This is a genomic window from Rhodoferax sediminis (assembly GCF_006970865.1).
Taxonomy (GTDB): Bacteria; Pseudomonadota; Gammaproteobacteria; order Burkholderiales; family Burkholderiaceae_C; genus Rhodoferax_A; species Rhodoferax_A sediminis.
The window spans coordinates 1,586,488-1,604,112 of record NZ_CP035503.1; the positions used below are offsets into that span (position 1 = coordinate 1,586,488).

General features: G+C 63.4%; 15 protein-coding genes. 1 reads left to right on the top strand and 14 read right to left on the bottom strand.

What is annotated here, in order from left to right; translation table 11 throughout:
• Positions 1-73 precede the first annotated feature (73 nt).
• On the top strand, positions 74-3,556 hold the full coding sequence (dnaE, locus tag EUB48_RS07625) for a DNA polymerase III subunit alpha (RefSeq protein ID WP_142818336.1): 3,483 nt from the start codon (positions 74-76) through the stop codon (positions 3,554-3,556).
• A gap of 65 nt (positions 3,557-3,621) precedes the next feature.
• On the opposite strand, the gene tolA is transcribed toward dnaE, so the two are convergent.
• The 14 genes from tolA to EUB48_RS07695 are packed head-to-tail and all read right to left on the bottom strand — an operon-like array spanning position 3,622 to position 17,624.
• Positions 3,622-4,671 carry a cell envelope integrity protein TolA gene (tolA, locus tag EUB48_RS07630; RefSeq protein WP_142818337.1) on the bottom strand — a complete coding sequence of 350 codons (1,050 nt, stop codon included), beginning with the start codon at positions 4,669-4,671 and terminating at the stop codon, positions 3,622-3,624.
• Positions 4,672-4,690: 19 nt separating this feature from the next.
• Complete coding sequence (locus EUB48_RS07635) at positions 4,691-5,125, bottom strand: ExbD/TolR family protein (protein ID WP_142818338.1); 435 nt, start codon at positions 5,123-5,125, stop codon at positions 4,691-4,693.
• Between the two features lie 14 nt (positions 5,126-5,139).
• Positions 5,140-5,832, bottom strand: coding sequence for a protein TolQ (tolQ, locus tag EUB48_RS07640; protein ID WP_142818339.1), 693 nt, complete (start codon positions 5,830-5,832; stop codon positions 5,140-5,142).
• Entirely contained in the window at positions 5,829-6,272 is a 444-nt protein-coding gene (ybgC, locus tag EUB48_RS07645) for a tol-pal system-associated acyl-CoA thioesterase (RefSeq protein WP_142818340.1), read from the bottom strand. The genes tolQ and ybgC overlap by 4 nt, the downstream gene beginning before the upstream one ends.
• Before the next feature lie 55 nt (positions 6,273-6,327).
• Complete coding sequence (locus tag EUB48_RS07650) at positions 6,328-7,512, bottom strand: pyridoxal phosphate-dependent aminotransferase (RefSeq protein WP_142821146.1); 1,185 nt, start codon at positions 7,510-7,512, stop codon at positions 6,328-6,330.
• A 22-nt stretch (positions 7,513-7,534) separates the two neighbouring features.
• Positions 7,535-8,083, bottom strand: coding sequence for a transcription antitermination factor NusB (nusB, locus tag EUB48_RS07655; protein ID WP_142818341.1), 549 nt, complete (start codon positions 8,081-8,083; stop codon positions 7,535-7,537).
• On the bottom strand, positions 8,080-8,547 hold the full coding sequence (ribH, locus tag EUB48_RS07660) for a 6,7-dimethyl-8-ribityllumazine synthase (protein WP_142818342.1): 468 nt from the start codon (positions 8,545-8,547) through the stop codon (positions 8,080-8,082). Before ribH ends, nusB begins: the two co-directional genes overlap by 4 nt.
• Before the next feature lie 3 nt (positions 8,548-8,550).
• Positions 8,551-9,669: a bifunctional 3,4-dihydroxy-2-butanone-4-phosphate synthase/GTP cyclohydrolase II gene (ribBA, locus tag EUB48_RS07665; RefSeq protein WP_142818343.1), complete on the bottom strand. Its 1,119-nt coding sequence runs from the start codon at positions 9,667-9,669 to the stop codon at positions 8,551-8,553.
• Positions 9,670-9,681: 12 nt separating this feature from the next.
• Positions 9,682-10,320, bottom strand: a complete 639-nt coding sequence (locus tag EUB48_RS07670) for a riboflavin synthase (RefSeq protein ID WP_142818344.1) — start codon at positions 10,318-10,320, stop codon at positions 9,682-9,684.
• A gap of 25 nt (positions 10,321-10,345) precedes the next feature.
• A complete protein-coding gene (gene ribD / locus EUB48_RS07675) occupies positions 10,346-11,458 on the bottom strand; it encodes a bifunctional diaminohydroxyphosphoribosylaminopyrimidine deaminase/5-amino-6-(5-phosphoribosylamino)uracil reductase RibD (RefSeq protein ID WP_142818345.1) in 1,113 nt (370 codons plus the stop codon).
• Between the two features lie 50 nt (positions 11,459-11,508).
• Entirely contained in the window at positions 11,509-12,081 is a 573-nt protein-coding gene (locus EUB48_RS07680; protein WP_142818346.1) for a GspH/FimT family pseudopilin, read from the bottom strand.
• Complete coding sequence (locus EUB48_RS07685; RefSeq protein ID WP_142818347.1) at positions 12,078-12,536, bottom strand: type IV pilin protein; 459 nt, start codon at positions 12,534-12,536, stop codon at positions 12,078-12,080. Before EUB48_RS07685 ends, EUB48_RS07680 begins: the two co-directional genes overlap by 4 nt.
• On the bottom strand, positions 12,533-16,999 hold the full coding sequence (locus EUB48_RS07690) for a pilus assembly protein (protein WP_142818348.1): 4,467 nt from the start codon (positions 16,997-16,999) through the stop codon (positions 12,533-12,535). The genes EUB48_RS07685 and EUB48_RS07690 overlap by 4 nt, the downstream gene beginning before the upstream one ends.
• Positions 17,000-17,015: 16 nt before the next feature.
• Positions 17,016-17,624 (bottom strand): pilus assembly PilX family protein, encoded by a 609-nt coding sequence (locus EUB48_RS07695; RefSeq protein ID WP_244618361.1) that lies wholly within the window; start codon positions 17,622-17,624, stop codon positions 17,016-17,018.
• Position 17,625 lies beyond the last annotated feature (1 nt).

A 17,625-nucleotide genomic window follows, 5' to 3' on the forward strand; every position in this document is an offset into this window, starting at 1 on the left:
AAATCAGCGGCTGATCCCAAAATGGATGCGTCCAGCCCACGCTGCGAAATGGCGGCTTCCTACAATGCAGTCTATGTTTGTTCACCTACGCCTGCACACCGAATTTTCCGTCGTCGACGGTACCAACCGCATCGATGAAATTGTCCAGGCTGCTGCCCACGATGGCCAGCCCGCGCTGGCCATCACCGACCTCAGCAACCTGTTCGGCGCCATCAAGTTCTACAAGGCCGCGCGCGGCGCCGGCGTCAAGCCGCTGATCGGCACAGAAATATTTCTCGAAGGGTTGGGTGCGGACGCGGGTGCCCTGTCGCGCCTGGTGCTGCTGGTGCAAAACCGCCAGGGTTACCTGAACCTGTCCGAGTTGCTGGCGCGCGCCTGGACGCAAAACGTGGTCAAGGCCCAGGCGGTCGTCAAGCTGGCGTGGCTGACGGAGCTCGGCGAAGGCCTGATCGTGCTCTCCGGCGCGCAGGCCGGCCCGGTCGGGCAGGCGCTGGTGCAGGGCGACTCAAGCCGTGCCAGCGCGGCGGCGCTGCAGCTCGCCGCGCTGTTCCCGCATCGCTTCTATATCGAGCTGCAGCGCGCCGGCCGTCCTGATGACGAAGCCCATGTGGTCGCCGCCGTGCAACTGGCCGCCAGCCTGAAGCTGCCCGTGGTGGCAACGCATCCGGTGCAGTTCACCGGCGAGGACGACTACGAGGCGCATGAGGCGCGCGTGTGCATTGCCGAGGGCGAAATCCTGGGCAACCAGCGCCGTGCGCGCAAGTTCACGCGCGAGCAGTATTTCAAGACGGCCGCGCAGATGCAGGCGCTGTTTGCCGACGTGCCCTCCAGCATCGCCAACACGCTGGAGATCGCGCGCCGCTGCAGCCTCACGCTGGTGCTCGGCAAGCCGCAGCTGCCGGACTTTCCCACGCCCGAGGTGCAGGGGCGCAAGCTCTCGCCCGACGACTACTTCCGTCATGCCTCCTTCGAGGGTCTCGAGCAGCGCCTGGCGCATCTGTACCCGGATGCGGCGCAGCGCGACCGGGAGCGACCACGCTACGTGGAGCGGCTCGAGTTCGAGATCGACACGATCCTGAAGATGGGCTTTCCCGGCTACTTCCTGATCGTGGGCGACTTCATCAACTGGGCCAAGAACAACGGCTGCCCGGTCGGCCCGGGCCGCGGCTCGGGCGCCGGCTCGCTGGTGGCCTACGCGCTGAAGATCACCGACCTCGATCCGCTGCAATACAACCTGCTGTTCGAGCGTTTCCTGAACCCCGAGCGCGTGTCGATGCCCGACTTCGACATCGACTTTTGCCAGAGCAACCGCGACCGCGTGATCGACTACGTCAAGCTCAAATACGGCAAGGAAGCCGTGAGCCAGATCGCCACCTTCGGCACGATGGCGGCGCGCGCGGCGATCCGCGACGTGGGCCGCGTGCTGGACATGAGCTACACATTTTGCGACGGCATCAGCAAGCTGATTCCGAACAAGCCGGGCACCCACATCACGATCGACGGCGCGATCAAGGCCGAGCCGATTCTGGCCGAGCGGCTGGACAAGGAGGACGAGGTCAAGACGCTGCTGGCGCTCGCGCAAAAGCTCGAGGGCATGACGCGCAACGTGGGCATGCACGCGGGCGGCGTGCTGATTGCGCCGAGCCGGCTGACCGACTTTTGTCCGCTGTATCAGCAGCCCGGCAGCGACTCGGCGGTGAGCCAGTTCGACAAGGACGATGTGGAAGCCATCGGCCTGGTGAAGTTCGACTTTCTGGGCCTGGCCACGCTGACCATCCTGGAAATCGCGAAGGACTTCATCACGCAGCGGCACAAAGGCCAGGAAAACTTCGCGTACGAGAACCTGCCTTTGGGCGACCCCAAGGTGTACCGGCTGTTTGCCGAGGGCAAGACCGAGGCCGTGTTCCAGTTTGAAAGCCGGGGCATGCAGGGCATGCTGCGTGACGCCAGGCCGACGCGGCTGGAAGACCTGATCGCCATGAACGCGCTGTACCGGCCGGGCCCGATGGACCTGATCCCGACCTACATCGCACGCAAGCAGGGGCGCGAACCGGTGGTGTACCCGGATCCGCGCGTGGAGGCCATCCTGTCCGAGACCTACGGCGTCATGATCTACCAGGAGCAGGTGATGCAGATGGCGCAGATCCTGGGCGGCTACTCGCTCGGCGGCGCCGACCTGCTGCGCCGTGCCATGGGCAAGAAGAAGGCCGAGGAGATGGCCAAGCATCGCCAGATCTTTCGCGATGGCGCGGCGCAAAAGGGCATCGCCACGGACAAGGCCGACGCCGTGTTCGACGACATGGAAAAATTCGCGGGCTACGGCTTCAACAAGTCGCACTCGGCCGCCTACGCGCTGCTGGCGTATCACACGGCCTGGCTCAAGGTGCACTACACGGCCGAGTTCTTCTGCGCCAACATGACGGTGGAAATGGACGACACCGACAAGCTGCGGGTGCTGCACGAAGATGCCCTGAAGATGGGCATGACGTTCGAGGCGCCCGATGTGAACCGCGGCTTTCACCGCTTCGAGCCGATCTCCGACACCGTGATTCGTTACGGCCTGGGCGCCGTCAAGGGTACCGGCCAGCAGGCCATCGACGCCATCGTGGCGGCGCGCCAGGAAGGCGGCCCGTTCAGGAGCCTGTTCGATTTTTGCGTACGCGTGGACCGCAGCAAGTTCAACAAGCGCGCGCTCGAGGCGCTGATCAAGGCCGGTGCCTTCGATTCGCTGCAGCTCAACCGCGCGGCCCTGATCGCCTCGGTGGACCGCGCGTTCGACTTCGCCACCGCCGCACAGGCCAACGTGAACCAGGGCGGCCTGTTCGACATGGGCGATGACGATCACGGCTCCAGCACGCAGGAGCCCGATCTGGTGGACGCCACGCCATGGGGCGTGAAGGAGCGATTGACCTACGAGAAGACGGCCATCGGCTTTTACCTGTCGGGCCATCTGTTCGACGAGGTGTCGCACGAGGTGCGGCAGTTCATCAAGCGCACGGTCGACGAGTTGATCGACAGCCGCGAGCAGCAGCTGATCGCCGGCGTGGTGAGTGATTTCCGTGTGATCAACAGCCAGCGTGGCAAGCTCGCGCTGTTCAAGCTGGACGACAAGTCGGGGGCGATCGAGGCCACGGCGGACGAGGCCGTGCTCAACACCCACCGCAATCTGCTCAAGGACGACGAGGTGCTGATTGTGAGCGGACGGCTGCAGCCGGGGCGCGGCGGTTTCGAGCCGCGCTTCAGCATCAGCCAGGTCTGGGACCTGGCCACGGCACGCTGCCGCTTTGGGAAGTTCCTGCGCGTGGCGGTGAACGGCAAGGCGCCGGACATCGCGCGCCTGGTGAAGGATTTTCCGCCCCGGCGCGAGACGACGGAGCAGGGTGAATTGTTGCGCGGCCTGGGTGTGCGGCTCAGTGTGCAGCGGCAGGCGGGCAGCACCGGCGCGGCGGCCGAGTTGCAACTCGGCGACGAGGCCAGATTCTTCCCGACCGATGCCGCGCTGGCGAGCTGGATGGCGCAGGCCGACCAGCGGCAGGCGGCTATCGTGTATGACTGAGTTTCAAGAGAAAAGTGCCTGTAGCCCTTGAAGGGTCTGAACAGGCAGCTATCAGAACAATAGCGTCAGCGCTTCGGCCTGAGATCGACAATCAGGGCCGGGGGCACCCGTCCGTCGGTGTCGCGTGGCAGCTTCTCGGTTTTCTGCAGGGCGCGCAGCGCGGCGTCGTCCCAGGCCGGCAGGCCGCTCGATCTGACCAGTTTGGGGGTGCCGACGATGGTGCCGTCCGGCGCCAGTTGCACGTTGAACTCGGCCGCCGGGTTGCCGCTCACGAGGTCGGCATCGGGGAATACCACATTCGGCCGCACCGCGGCGGCGACGCGGGCGCCATAGCTGCCCGACGGGCCGGATGAGCGCAGCGCATTGCCGGTGGCGTTGGCGCCGCCCGCGGCGTTGGCCATCGCCAGCATGTTCTTGACGGTTTCCTTATGCAGCTTGTCGGCCTGCGCCTTGGCTTGCGCCTGGGCCTTCGCTTCGGCCTTCGCTTGCGCCTGTGCCTGTGCTTTTGCCTCAGCCTGCGCTTTCGCCTGTGCCTGCGCTTTTGCCTCTGCCTGTGCCTTCGCCTCGGCTTGGGCCTCGGCTTTAGCCTGTGCCTTCTCGGCCGCTTTCCTTTGGACTTCCTGCTGCTGCTCTTGTTTCTTCTTGTCCAGCGCCGCCTGCTTTTCCTGCGCGCGTTTCTCGGCGTCCAGCTTTTTTTGTCGCTCGCGCTTGTCCTGCTCCAGTTGTTGCTGCTGCTCGAGCTTCTCTTTCTCCAGCTCCTTCTTCTGGCGCGCGATTGCGATGTCGGCGTCGCGCACCGATGGCGCTACCTGCACAGGCGGCGGGGGTGGTGGTGCGGGGGCGGGCGCTGGCTGGGGTATTGGCGCCGGCGCAGGAGGCGGTGGCACCGGTTGCGGCGGCGGCTCGACCGCCCTGGGCGCGGCCTGCTGCGGCACCGATGACCACAGCTCGGCCTCGACCGCCACATTCTCCGCGTCGCGCTTCCAGTGCACGCCCCAGGTCAGGGCCGCGATCAGCAGCAGGTGCGCCAGCACCGCCAGCGCGTACGCGCGCAGCATGCCGGGTTGCGGCGGCGGCGCAAACTCAATGCGGCGATCGGTGGCGGCGGCGTTCATGGTGTTGTCGGGGCGACCCTCAGCGCGGCGCCAGTTGCACGGACAGGCCCACGCGCTTGACGCCCGCGCGCTGCAGCGTGTCCATGACCCTGACCACGGTTTCGTATTTCACCGTGCGGTCGGCGCTGATGACCACGGCCGAGTCGGTGTCGGCGTCTGCCTGTCCGCCCTGCGCCTGCCGCACCGCATTGGCGATCTCCTTCATGGAGACCGGCACCGATTTATTCTGGGACTTGAGTTCCAGCGTTTCATCCTTGGTGATCACGATCTGGATCACCTGGTCGGGCTGCTTGGCCGCCTTGCCCACGCTGGGCAGGTTGATCATGCTCGGCGTGATCAGCGGCGCCGTCACCATGAAGATGATCAGCAGGACCAGCATCACGTCGATGAACGGCACCATGTTGATCTCGCTGATGGTGCGCCGGCCGCGGCCTCTGGGAATGAGAGCAGGCATCGCTTGCGTCCCTCCTAGTGGCCCGAGGCCGATTGGGCGCCCAGGTTGCGCTGCAGGATGTTGGTGAACTCTTCGATGAAGGTCTCCAGCTTGATGGCCACGCGGTCGATGTCGTGCGCAAACCGGTTGTACGCGATCACCGCCGGAATCGCGGCGAACAGGCCGATCGCGGTGGCCACCAGCGCCTCGGCAATGCCCGGGGCCACGGTGGCCAGCGTGACCTGCTGCAGGCCCGCCAGCCCGATGAAGGCGTGCATGATGCCCCAGACCGTGCCGAACAGGCCCAGATACGGCGAGACGGAGCCGACCGAGGCGAGGAAGGAGAGGTTGACTTCCACCGCATCGAGCTCGCGCTGGAAGCTCGCGCGCATGGCGCGGCGCGCGCCGTCCATCAGCGCGCCGGCGTCGGTGATGCGGCGCTCGCGCAGCTTCTGGTACTCGCGCATGCCGCTGGCAAAAATACGCTCCAGCGGGCCCGAGTGCTTGGCATTCTGGGCCGCCGAGGCAAACAGGTCGTTCAGGCTGGTGCCTGACCAGAAGTCACGCTCGAACTCGTCGTTGAGCGCGTTCACGCGCTTGAGTGCAAAGATCTTGCGAAAGATGGCGGCCCAGCTCGCCACCGAGACGCACACCAGCAGCAGCATGACGAGCTGGACCACCCAGCTCGCGTTGATCACCATGGTCAGAATCGACAGATCTTGATTCATTGTTTAAGGGTTTCCAGGATGTTGTTCGGAATTTTGGCGGGCTTGAGGGTGGCCGCATTAACCCACCCGATTCGGATGCTGCCCGTACATAGAAGTTCCACGGGACTGGCGGGTGTCTGCTCGTTTTTTGATAGCACCTGCTGCAGGATGGTCATGGACGCCTGGCCCAATTCGCTTAAATTTGCAGTCACCAGCAGTTCGTCGTCGAGGCGTGCCGGCCGGTGGTATTTGACATGCGTTTCCACCACCACGAAGATGCCGCCGCACTCTTCGCGCAGCCGGTGCTGCCCAATGCCCAGCGAGCGCAGCCACTCGGTGCGCGCGCGCTCGAAAAACTTGAGGTAGTTGGCGTAGAAGACGATGCCGCCCGCGTCGGTATCTTCCCAGTACACGCGCACGGGCCAGCGGAACACCCGTTCAATCTGAGCGGACCGGCTCATCAGGCAACCTCCGCGCGACGCGCTGCGGTATGCGCCTTGGGAGCGGCCCGGCGGCTCATGCCAGCATGGCCCGCAGCCGTGCCACTGCGTCCTGCAAGTGCTGCATGGAACTGGCCGTAGAAAAGCGCACGAAGTGGTGCGTGTCGGCGTTGCCGAAGTCGCGTCCCGGCGTCACCGCCACATGGGCCTGCTTCATGACTTCGAAGGCGAAGTCCCAGCTGTCACGGATACCCAGTTTGCTGCAGATTTGAGAGCAGTCAGCCCAGGCGTAGAAAGCGCCATCGGGCATGACGGGCACATTCAATCCCATGGCATTGAGGGCCGGGATGAAAAAGTCGCGGCGCGCCTTGAACTCGGCACGACGGCGTTCGTACTCGGCAATGCTGAGCGCGTCGAAGCAGGCCAGCGCCGCATGCTGCGACACGGTGCTGGCACAGATGAACAGGTTTTGCGCGAGCCGCTCGATCACCGGCACCAGCGCCTCGGGCACGACCAGCCAGCCAAGGCGCCAGCCCGTCATGTTGAAGTACTTGGAGAAGCTGTTGATGCTGATGATGTCGTCATTCAGCGCCAGCGCCGTGTGCCCGAAGGTGTCGTCAAAACTCAGGCCCAGGTAGATCTCGTCGATCAGCGTGATGCCGCCGCGTGCGCTCACGACCTCGTGGATGCGGCGCAGCTCGTCGGGGTGAATCGAGGTGCCGGTGGGGTTGGATGGCGAGGCCAGCAAAACGCCCCGCGTCTTGTCGTTCCAGGCGGCCTGTACCTTGTCGGCACTGAGCTGGAAGCGCTCGTTGGCGGAGGTGGGAATCAGCACCGCCGTGCCTTCGGCGGCGCTGACAAAATGCCGGTTGCAGGGGTAGCTCGGGTCGGGCATCAGGATCTCGTCGCCCGCCTCGATCAGCGCCAGGCAGGCCAGTTGCAGCGCCGCCGAGGCACCGGCGGTGACGACGATGCGGCGCGCCGGCACCGCGACGCCAAAGCGCTGCGTGTACCAGTCGCTGATGCGCTCGCGCAGCGGCTCCAGCCCGGTCGCCTGGGTGTACTGCGTGGTGCCGTTGCGAATGGCCCGGGCGGCAGCTTCCTGCACCAGCGGTGGCGCGGTGAAGTCCGGCTCGCCAATGTTCAGAAAGATCATGGGCCGCTCGGTGTGGGCCACTTCGCGGGCCATGGTGGAGGCGGCCTTGGCCACTTCCATCACGTAGAACGGTTCGATGCGCTGGGCGCGTGTGGAGATCTTCAGGGCGGGTTGTGTCATCGTGCGTTCAACGGGCCTTGCCCGTGACTTTGTCGGCGGCCACCTCGGCCGCGCGCAGGGTGGGCGCCAGGCCGTTGAGCACCGCGTTCACGTACTTGTGGCCGTCGGTGCCGCCAAACTCCTTGGCCAGCTCGATGCACTCGTTGAGCACTACGCGCCACGGCACGTCCAGGCAGTGCTTGAACTCGTAGGCGCCAATCCACATCACGCCGTGCTCGATCGGCGAGATCTCGATCATCTTGCGGTCCAGCAGCGGCAGGATCACGGCGTCGAGCGCGGCGGACTCTTCGATGCAGCCGTGAAGGAGCGCGTCGTAGTGCGCGGCGTCGGCCTTGTGGAAGCCGGCCAGGTCGCGCGTGAAGCTGTCGATGGACGCGGCGTCGTTGCGCCCGACCTGGTGCTGGTACAGCGCCTGCAGCGCAAATTCGCGCGCACGACTGCGGTTGGACTTGGCCGCCGCCTTGCGCACACCGGTGCTGGTCAGTCCGGTGCGGGACTGGCGCGCCGGACGCTCGGCCGGGCGCTCCGTCGGGGTATCGGGTTTGTCCAGGCTCATGCGAGTTCGTCCAGCAGGTTCGCCATTTCCACCGCGACGCGGGCCGCGTCCCGGCCCTTGTCGGTTTGCCGGGCGATGGCCTGGTCCAGGTTTTCGGTGGTGATGATGGCGTTGGCCACCGGCAACTGGTAGTCCAGTGCGACCCGGCTCACGCCGGCGCCCGACTCGTTGGCCACCAGTTCGAAGTGGTAGGTCTCGCCGCGGATGATGCAGCCCAGCGCGATCAGGGCATCGAACTTGTCTTGCTCGGCCAGCGCCTGCAGGGCCAGCGGCACTTCCAGCGCGCCGGGCACCAGCACGTGCACGATGCCGTTGTCCGGCACGCCCAGCGCCGCGAGTTCCGCCTTGCAGGCGCTTGCGAGGCTGTTGGTGATGCTCTCGTTGAAGCGCGCCTGCACGATGCCGATATGCAGCCGGCTGCCGTCCAGTGGCCGCGCGGCCGTTCCTTTTTCTGCGCCAAACATGTTTTATTCCTTTGGTGTGTAGCCGGCAATCTCCAGCCCGTAGCCCACCATGCTGGGCAGGCGGCGCGGAGTGCCCATGAGGTTCATCTTGTGGACACCGCACTCGCGCAGGATTTGCGCGCCGATGCCATAGGTGCGCAGGTCCATGCGGCCGCGCTCCGGGCCGTGGCTGGCGCGCGCCGTGCCCTCGAACTGGGCCAGCAGCTGGGCCGCGCTCTCGCCGCAGTTCAGCAGCACGACCACGCCCTGGCCCAGCTGCGCGATGTGCTTGAGGCTGGTGTCCAGCCCCCAGGTGTGCATGGAGCGATTGACCTCCAGTGCGTCGAGCACCGACAGGGGCTCGTGCACGCGCACGGCCACGGTGTCGTCGGGCCGCCACTGCCCCTTGACGAGCGCCAGGTGCAGGCCGCGGCTGGGTTTGTCCAGGTATGCGTGCGCGGTGAATTCGCCGCAGGCCGTGTTGATGCTGCGCGTGCCGACTTTCTCGATCAGGGATTCGACGCGGCTGCGGTGTTCGATCAAGTCGGCAATCGTGCCGATCTTCAGGCCGTGCTCGGCGGCGAACAGCTGCAGGTCGGGCAAGCGGGCCATCGTGCCGTCGTCCTTCATGACTTCGCAGATAACTGACGCGGGCGAGCAACCCGCCATGGCTGCCAGGTCGCAACCCGCCTCGGTGTGGCCGGCGCGCATCAGCACGCCGCCATCGACGGCCTGCAGCGGGAAGATGTGGCCGGGCTGCACCAGGTCTTCCGCCCTGGCGCCCCTGGCCACCGCCACCTGCACGGTATGGGAGCGGTCGGCGGCCGAGATGCCGGTGGTCACGCCCTCGGCGGCCTCGATCGACACGGTGAACGCGGTCGAGTGCTTGGCGTTGTTGCGCGCCACCATGGGCGGCAGATGCAGGCGCTCGCACATGTCGCGCGACAGCGTCAGGCAGATCAGGCCGCGCGCGTGGCGTGCCATGAAGTTGATCGCCTCGGGCGTCACATGGTCGGCCGCCAGGATCAGGTCGCCTTCGTTTTCGCGGTCTTCTTCATCGACCAGGATCACCATGCGTCCGGCGCGCATGTCGGCCACGATGTCTTCGACCGGGGAGATGGGGACGGGGGAGGGCGTTGTCATGAAGGGTTTCTGTCAGTTTTTGTCAGGTTGCTGCGGATCGGCGCGGAGCATGCGCTCCACATAGCGCGCGATCAGGTCGATTTCGAGGTTCACCCGCGAGCCTGTGCGCAGGTGGCCCAGGGCGGTGTTCTCGACGGTATGGGGAATCAGGTTGATGCTGACCTCGCAGGCCGCATCCATGTCGATCACACGGTTCACGGTCAGGCTCACGCCATTGACCGTGATGGAGCCCTTGTAGGCCAGGTATTTGGCCAGCTCGCGCGGCGCGTTGATGCGCAGCTCCCAGCTCTCGCCGACCTGGGCAAAGTGGGTGACCGTGCCAATGCCGTCGACATGGCCGGCCACGATGTGCCCGCCCAGGCGGTCATTCGCACGCAGGGCCTTTTCAAGATTGATCGGGCCGGGTTCGGTGAGGCCGGTGGTCTTGTCTAGTGATTCGGCCGAGATGTCGATGCTGAACTGCTGCTTGGCGGGGACCAGCGTGGTGACCGTCATGCAGGCGCCGTTGAGCGCGATGCTGTCGCCCAGGGCGACGTCGTCAAGGTAGCCGGCGGGCGTCTCGATGGTGAGACGTTTGCCAAACTGTAAAGAGCTCCCCAGGTCGTGGACTGCGGCGATGCGCCCCACGCCGGTGATGATTCCGGTGAACATCCTGCTATTTTCGCAGGGATTGAGGCTAAAACTGGTCGCGCCCCGGAATTCTGGCCAGAATGCGCAGATCCGGCCCCAGCATCCCGGTTGATTTAAACGTTAGCGGCACCGCCTGCGCCAGTTCCGTGAGCGGCCCGAAGCTCGCCATGCCGCGCCCCTGGCCGATCAATTTGGGCGCCAGGTACACCACAAACTCGTCGACCAGGCTCTCGCGGATCAGCGAGCCGTTGAGCTTGAAGCCCGCCTCGACATGCAGTTCGTTGATTTCGCGCCGGGCCAGGTCGTGCAGCATGGCCGCCAGATCCACCTTGCCCGACGATTCCGGCGTCCGGCCTGGCAGGTAAATGACGGTGGCGCCGCGCGCCTCCAATGCTGCTTTTTTGGCATCATTTGGCACCGCAGCGTAGATGTACAGGTCGCGCCCAGCTATGAAAAGATGAGCGTCGAGCGGGGTATCGAGCCGGCTGTCCACCACCACCAGATGCGGCTGGCGCGGGGTCTCGACCAGCCGCACGTCGAGCCGCGGGTTGTCTTCCAGCACCGTGCCGATGCCGGTGAGCACGGCGCAGGCGCGCGCGCGCCAGGCGTGACCGTCGGCCCGCGCTGCCTCGGACGTGATCCACTGGCTGGCCCCGTTGTCGAGCGCCGTCTTGCCGTCCAGCGAGGCCGCCACCTTCAGGCGCACCCAGGGCGTCCGGCGGATCATGCGGCTGAAAAACCCGATGTTCAGTTCGCGCGACTCGGCGGCACCGGGTCCGACCTGCACCTCAACGCCGGCCGAGCGCAGGCGCGCAAAGCCCTGGCCTGACACCAGCGGGTTGGGGTCGGCAATTGAGGAGACCACCTTTTTGATGCCGGCCGCGATCAGCGCATCGCAGCAGGGACCGGTGCGGCCGTGGTGGGAGCAGGGCTCCAGGGTGACGTAGGCGGTGGCGCCGTGCAGATCGTGGCCGTGCGCCCGCGCATCCTCCATTGCTACCACTTCCGCATGCGGCCCGCCCGGCTGCTGCGTGAAACCGCGGCCGATCACTTCGCCTTGAGCAGTCGTGATGAGGCAGCCAACCCGGGGGTTGGGGCTGGACAGTCCGACAGATTGCCGGGCCAATGCCAACGCATCGCCCCAAAGTGCCAAGGTCATGGTTTGTGCCCAAGGAATCAATTGGGTTACTTAGTCGGACAATTATGAGCTCAAAGCTGTGAGGCCGATGCGCTGCACCGTGTGTCCGTCGGGGTCTTGGGCGTACAGACGCGCACGCGTCCGGTAGAGGCGATCTTAATGCGGCGCGTCTGGGCCAGTGATCCGGTGCCTGCCACGTCGTTGCGTGCGATTTCAAATGTCCATGCGCCAAAACTCCCGGTCGTAGTTTTGGAATATCCCGAGGCGTCATACATGATGTAAAGACTAGACGCCGGTGTGGGCGTGACAGTCAGATAGCTTGGTGGTGGCTCTTGGGTCAATATAGTCAAGTCGTTGGCCGTATAGCTGCCTGTCCGGTCCACATCCACAAACACAACCCAGCCGCTATTCCAGTTTGCTCCATCCGTCGGCACCACCATGGCATATCGGCCGCGCTTCATGGCTTCGCCTCGCGCCGCATTCAGGGCGGCGATCAAAGAGTTGGTGGCCGACGTCAATTCAGCATTGCGCTGGAATGTCGTGAAACTGGGGACTCCCAGAGCAAGCGCAATGGCGACCAAGGTCACAGTCACCATCAACTCGATGAGGGTAAAGCCTTTGTCCGCAGTAAGGCGTCTGTTCATTTCCAGCACACTGAACTCTTGGCTCCTGTGCAAGTTTTTGTGCCGGTGCTGAGTATTTGCAAGGTGCCCGCATCGGGGTCGGCCATGACGGGCTCAGCGGCCACCATCACGCATTCGGCGATGGTGGACGATGGGCAGGCCGATGCGCTCAGATAGTAGGCAGTTTTCGCCAGCGTGTCCCCCGAAAAAGTCTTGAAGGGCACGGTCGTTGGCGGCGTGACGACCGGTGTAGCAATGCCACCGACGTTGGTAAACGCAAAATAGCTGTTGTTTTGGGTCATGTACCGCTCCTGTTGCTGCATCAGCTCCGACAGTGCTGTCCGCGCCTCGGCCCTCCTGCCTTTCAGTACAGAGTCCTTGTAGGAAGGGTAAGCAATGCCGGCCAGGACGGCGACGATCGCAACCACGATCATCAGTTCGATCAGGGTAAAGCCGTGATTAAGACTCTTTTTCATGGCGCATTCTTCAAGTCTTGGTAATTGTTGATTTGCCGCCAGCTGAGTCGGCCAGCGACCACCTGGGTGGTGGCAGTTCCCCCTAGCGACAGACCGATGGATCCCTGCTGGATGACCTGGTTGGTGACGGTCTTGATCCGTCGTCCGGTGCTGTCACTGGTGCTGTAGGCTGTGGCACCGCTGACCTCGGCCACAAGCGGTTCCCCCATGATGCCCACGCTCGAACTGACGGCCGTGCCGCTGCCGCTCGCGATATTTACGGTGTACTGATTTCCGCCGCCCGCAGCCGAACAGCTGCCGACAGAGGCGATCGGGATCAAGCTGCCAAAAACGATGGAATTTCCCACCACGGTGGAACTGCTGATCTGACGTTCACCCGAAGTCGGAAAGTCAAAATACCATCCAGAGCGCTGGGTGGTATCGGTGTTGCTGGCTGCGCGGCCCAAGGTAAACGCCGGAACTGTGACCACGCCGGTTGCGACATTGGCCGTGCCAGCCTGCAGCCGCCCGCGACCATTGATGGCGCTGAGCCCTGCGGGGCTTGTGTCGTTCTTGGCGCTGCCATTGTCATACACCATGTAGACCGTTTGCAGTGCCGGCGAAGTCCTGTCGGATACCTCGAGGTACTTGCCGGTTCCGAACGTGACGTAGCTGGTGATGGCACCGCTATCTTGAACCGGGCCATAAACAATGCTTGGTGCCATGGTGATGGGCTGAATATTTCCGGACGCATCCCTCGCAACAAACAGAGGAGAAGCAACCGGCACCGATCCTCGGCTAAAGGGCGACAGCTTGTTGATGCTCCAGTCGGCAACTCCGGCCATCGAGAAATCAAGTTTCCAGAGGTTGCCGTGCAGATCACCCATGAAAATTTGCGTGACCTCCCTGGCTGAGCCCAATGCAGCCCTGAAGTTGATCAGTCCTGTTGCTCTACCCGGATAAGTCCCGGCGGCCAGGCTCAGCGTGCTGTGAACGGGCAAGGATATCTTGTAGTAATTCGTGCCAAGCGTCCAGGCCGTGCCGGCCGGCTTGCCCAGGTCCAGTAAAAATAGCGCAGGGTTTCCGGTGGCGCTGAACACGCCCGCGCTGTCGGCTACATAGTTGTTCACGCCGCTGCCCACGACGGCAAACCACTTGTAGGTGGCCGGCGTCACGTTGGCGGCGCTGGTGCGCAGCTTCAATATTTGCGGCCGCCCCGTCACATTGCCCATATCGGGATCGTCGGCATGGGTGAATTCCCACATCACGTTCGATGCGGTGAATGCGGCCGGGTTGGTCACGTCGAGCGCGAAGACGCCCTGGCCGCCGCCTCCGGTGCCTGAGACCAGCACGGTTTTCCAGTCGGCAGCGGTGCCGGCAGATCCCACCTGGGCTTCGGCCACGACAGGCGGCCCATCCACGTAACTCTGGTGATTATTGACGTAGGCGGGATTGGTCAATGCCGACAGCTTCGGGCCCAGCCAGCTGGGAATATAGGCGAACAGCTCGTCGCCGGTCTTGGCATGGAATGCGTGGAACATGCCGTCATTGGCGCCCACGAACACGGCTGGCGTGCGGCCCGCATTGGCGGCGTAAAAGCTTGCATAAGTGCTGGAGACGATGTTGGTTGCCGGCACGCCGGAGTACACCACGCCTGAATTGATGACGTCGCCCAACAACTTGTTGCGCTTGCGGAAAACCGTGCTTTCTTTGGAACGGTCGCCGCGCAGGTAGTTCAGCCGGTCCTGTCCCAGACCATCGCTGGCGGACGCGGGGGCCGGTTTGTTCAGCGCGGCCTGCAGGCTGCTTTCGATAGTGCCCCAACTGAACGACGTGGCGACCGGATACGCGGTTGCCCCCTCATTGCCCACCACGATATTGCGTGAGGTGGCTGGCGAAGTCAGTGCTGCGAGTTGGGCCGATGCGGTCCAGGTCGTGGAGTTCGAGATGGTCACCACGTTGCTTGTGCTCACGCTCACCGGAATGGCCAGAAGGTCACCGCTCCAATCGGACGTATCGAACGTTCCCTGGTAAATCGTGTCGCCCGCCTGCGTCAGGTTCTTGGATTGAATCGCACCGCCGGCAATGCTTCGTGCTGCGGTCGAGGCCCGGCTGAAAATGCTGTCAAACGCATTCAGTACACCGCGCGCGTTGCTTTGCAAATAGTAGGTGCTGGCCTCGCCAGGCCGGGCCGGGTCTTGCCAGACGTTGTTATCGTTGGTGCCATCCTGCTTCTTGAAGGGGTTGCCAAACGTGTTGTAGGGGGCTTTGCCCAGGTTGGAGGGATCCGTTTCAAAGCCGCCGTACTTGGCTGCCATGAAGAGCTGGTTGCTGATCTGACGGTTGGCCGCCTTGGATGAACCGCCATATTCGTTGACGTCGAAGGTGAAGGTCTTGACGCGCAAGCCGGGCCGCTGCCTGGCGAGGCCGCCCGTGTCTGTCCAATTGGTGCCGCGAATATCGTGCGTGTGCGCCCAATAGGCGGACCCCATGATCTGGCTGGTTTGGCTATTGCCCGGAACGCTGCCATTCCCACCGTTTGGATTTCCCGTTGTGCGCGACGTGCCTTGACCGTCGGTGTAGGTGGTGGACGAATTCTTCTCGAAACTCTGTACGATCCCCCGCCAGTAATTGATATCGGGGATGTTGTTGGCGGTATTTGCGGCAGGCAATCGGTTGCCGTCATGGGTGTTGATGTCGCCAATCACCACGATGTTGCTTTTCAGGCAAGAGTAGTCACTGGTATTGGAGCGGCCGTCTCCGTAGGGGTCGGTCCAGGTCGTCGTCACGGGGAAGCCGTCATACATCGCTGGCTGGATATTGCTGACGGCGTCGGGGCTTGGCTGCAAGCCCTGCAGGTAGCGCAGCGCTTCGTAGTGCAGTTCGCCGACCGGGTCGTATATCTTGTACCGCCCGGCGATCGGGCCGGTGCGGCCGAACTGGTTGAGATAGGTAATCACGCCGCTCTTGCCGTGCGTTGCATCGCCTGCGGGGTTGACGATGAAAACGCCAGTCGTCTCATTCCATTCCTTCACAGGATTGCCCGCGGTTGGCGTGTTGTCGATGCCATTGACGTCGAACGTCTTGGCGCCCACATATTTCATTGGCGCACGCAATACGCCACCGTAGCGCCCCCCAGCGTTGTAGCTTGCGGTCTGGTCCATCAAGTAACCGAACGCCGCGAGCCTTAATTGGTCGCTGTATTTTTGAATGGCGCCCGAGGGCTTGTAGTTGCCATTTGGGTATTTCTTGCACAAACCATAGTCGCGCGAGTCTTGCAATACCCCGGAACTGTCCACGTTGCATACCTGGACGCGCGAGTAGAAAAAGCCGTCAGTGTTCAATGTGCCTGAAGTCACGGTCGGCGACCATGCGCCCGAGTAGGGGCGTATATAGCAAGCCTTTACTATTCCGCTATAGGGATCGCCAAGAATGGAGTTATCGCAAAGCACACCGTTGGAAGCAGGAAAGACTCTCCATCGATTTGTACCCGAATTATTTACACCATACCAAACCTCTTTCACACCTGAAAAACTACATTGAACCCCCTCTCCTGTGGTGCAAGCAGCGGCGTCACTTGGAAGAGCAGCGGTGCTGTCAGTGATGGTTCCAATTTGAGGGTTTGTGGCCGCGCCTCCCAATGTGTAGCCGCTTTGATCGCCACAATTGCCCACGTACGACGTGCCTGAACGGAAGTAAATCCGGTTGAGCGTATTGGCCACCCAGATGTCGTTACCTGCCGCGGCCGTCATCATTGCCGTGGGTACCGCGCCCCAGTATTTCCCGGCACCGCCACCGTTTTTTTGCAGCTGTTTGGCAGGAAAGTTGCTGCTGTTCCACATGCAGATGGGATCGCCATTCGGAAGTACCGCGCGCTGCAAAACGGTCAATGAGGGAGTATCAATGTAGCGATCACCACCGGTCAGCGCCAGCCGCAACATGTCGATGGCTGAGTTGGAGGCCCAGTTCAAAAAGTTGCCGCTAAAGGCGTTGTTGCACATCCGGCTGGTCCTGGTGGGCTGCGTCGCATCGGGCACGCTCAGCGGATTGGCCGGCCCGCTGCGGTCGAAACGTTTGAAATCTGCCGTGGTCTGCGGTGCTACCGGTGTTTCGGTCGGCGCATTGTTGTATGTGTAGCAGCTTTCAGCGTCGTAGTAGCCAAGATACTCCTTGGTGTTGGAGTAGGTAGGGTCTATCGATGTACTTGCGTTATTGTTGTCGGGGTCGACATACTGTGCCCCCACCGTCGGGTACTCCACCGACAGCGCCAGCGCCAGCGCAGGCTTGTCGCCGGTGGTGGTGGCATACAGCGGGTCGGCGGACAGGATGACGGGGGGTATGTTGGGCGGGGAGCCCTGACTGATCGCCACGAATGACACCGCTGCAATCACCGGAACCATCAGCCACGGTACCCAGCGCCGACGCAGCCAGCGTGGTGGGGGGCGACTGATGAATCGCGAAATAGCGTGTGTACTCGTGTGCATGGCGTCGTTCCCGTCACTAGTTTCGATAAAGCGTTTGCAGCACGGCCTGAATGTCGGCGCGCGGTCCAAATCCCATGGCGGTTACCCGGTATAAAAAAGTGGGATTGGATCTGTCACCGACAAGATCGGGCACCAGCTCGATGATGTAGCGGGGCGCCATGGCAGGCTGAATGCCCGGTGCGCCTGCGGCGAAGGCGCGGCCGGTGAATGTGCCGAACTGCGTCGTTGCGGCACCGGAGCCGGTGGCCGTGAAGTCTGCTGTGAGCCACGCCGGCTTGCCTGCCGTTCCCGAATTGCACAGACCGACTGAATTGCCCGATGTGCCGCATCCGTCGATAAACGGGGTTGAATTTTTCCCGTCGAACAGGCTTTGGCGTACGGTGGGGGTGGCGGGCCGCGGCGACGGGTGGATATCGAATTCCGCATCCATCAATGCCGCTTCAGCGGCCTGCCAGGCCACCTGCAGATCACGGTCATTGCGGGCGCCACGTTCGCTCATCAGGGCAATTTGGGCACTGCCGATGCCCAGCACGGATACCACAATCAGGATCAGCATGACGATGATCAGCGAAGCACCGCGTTGTGCGCGGTGGCGCAGCGTGGGCAAAGAGGGGGTAGGCATCATC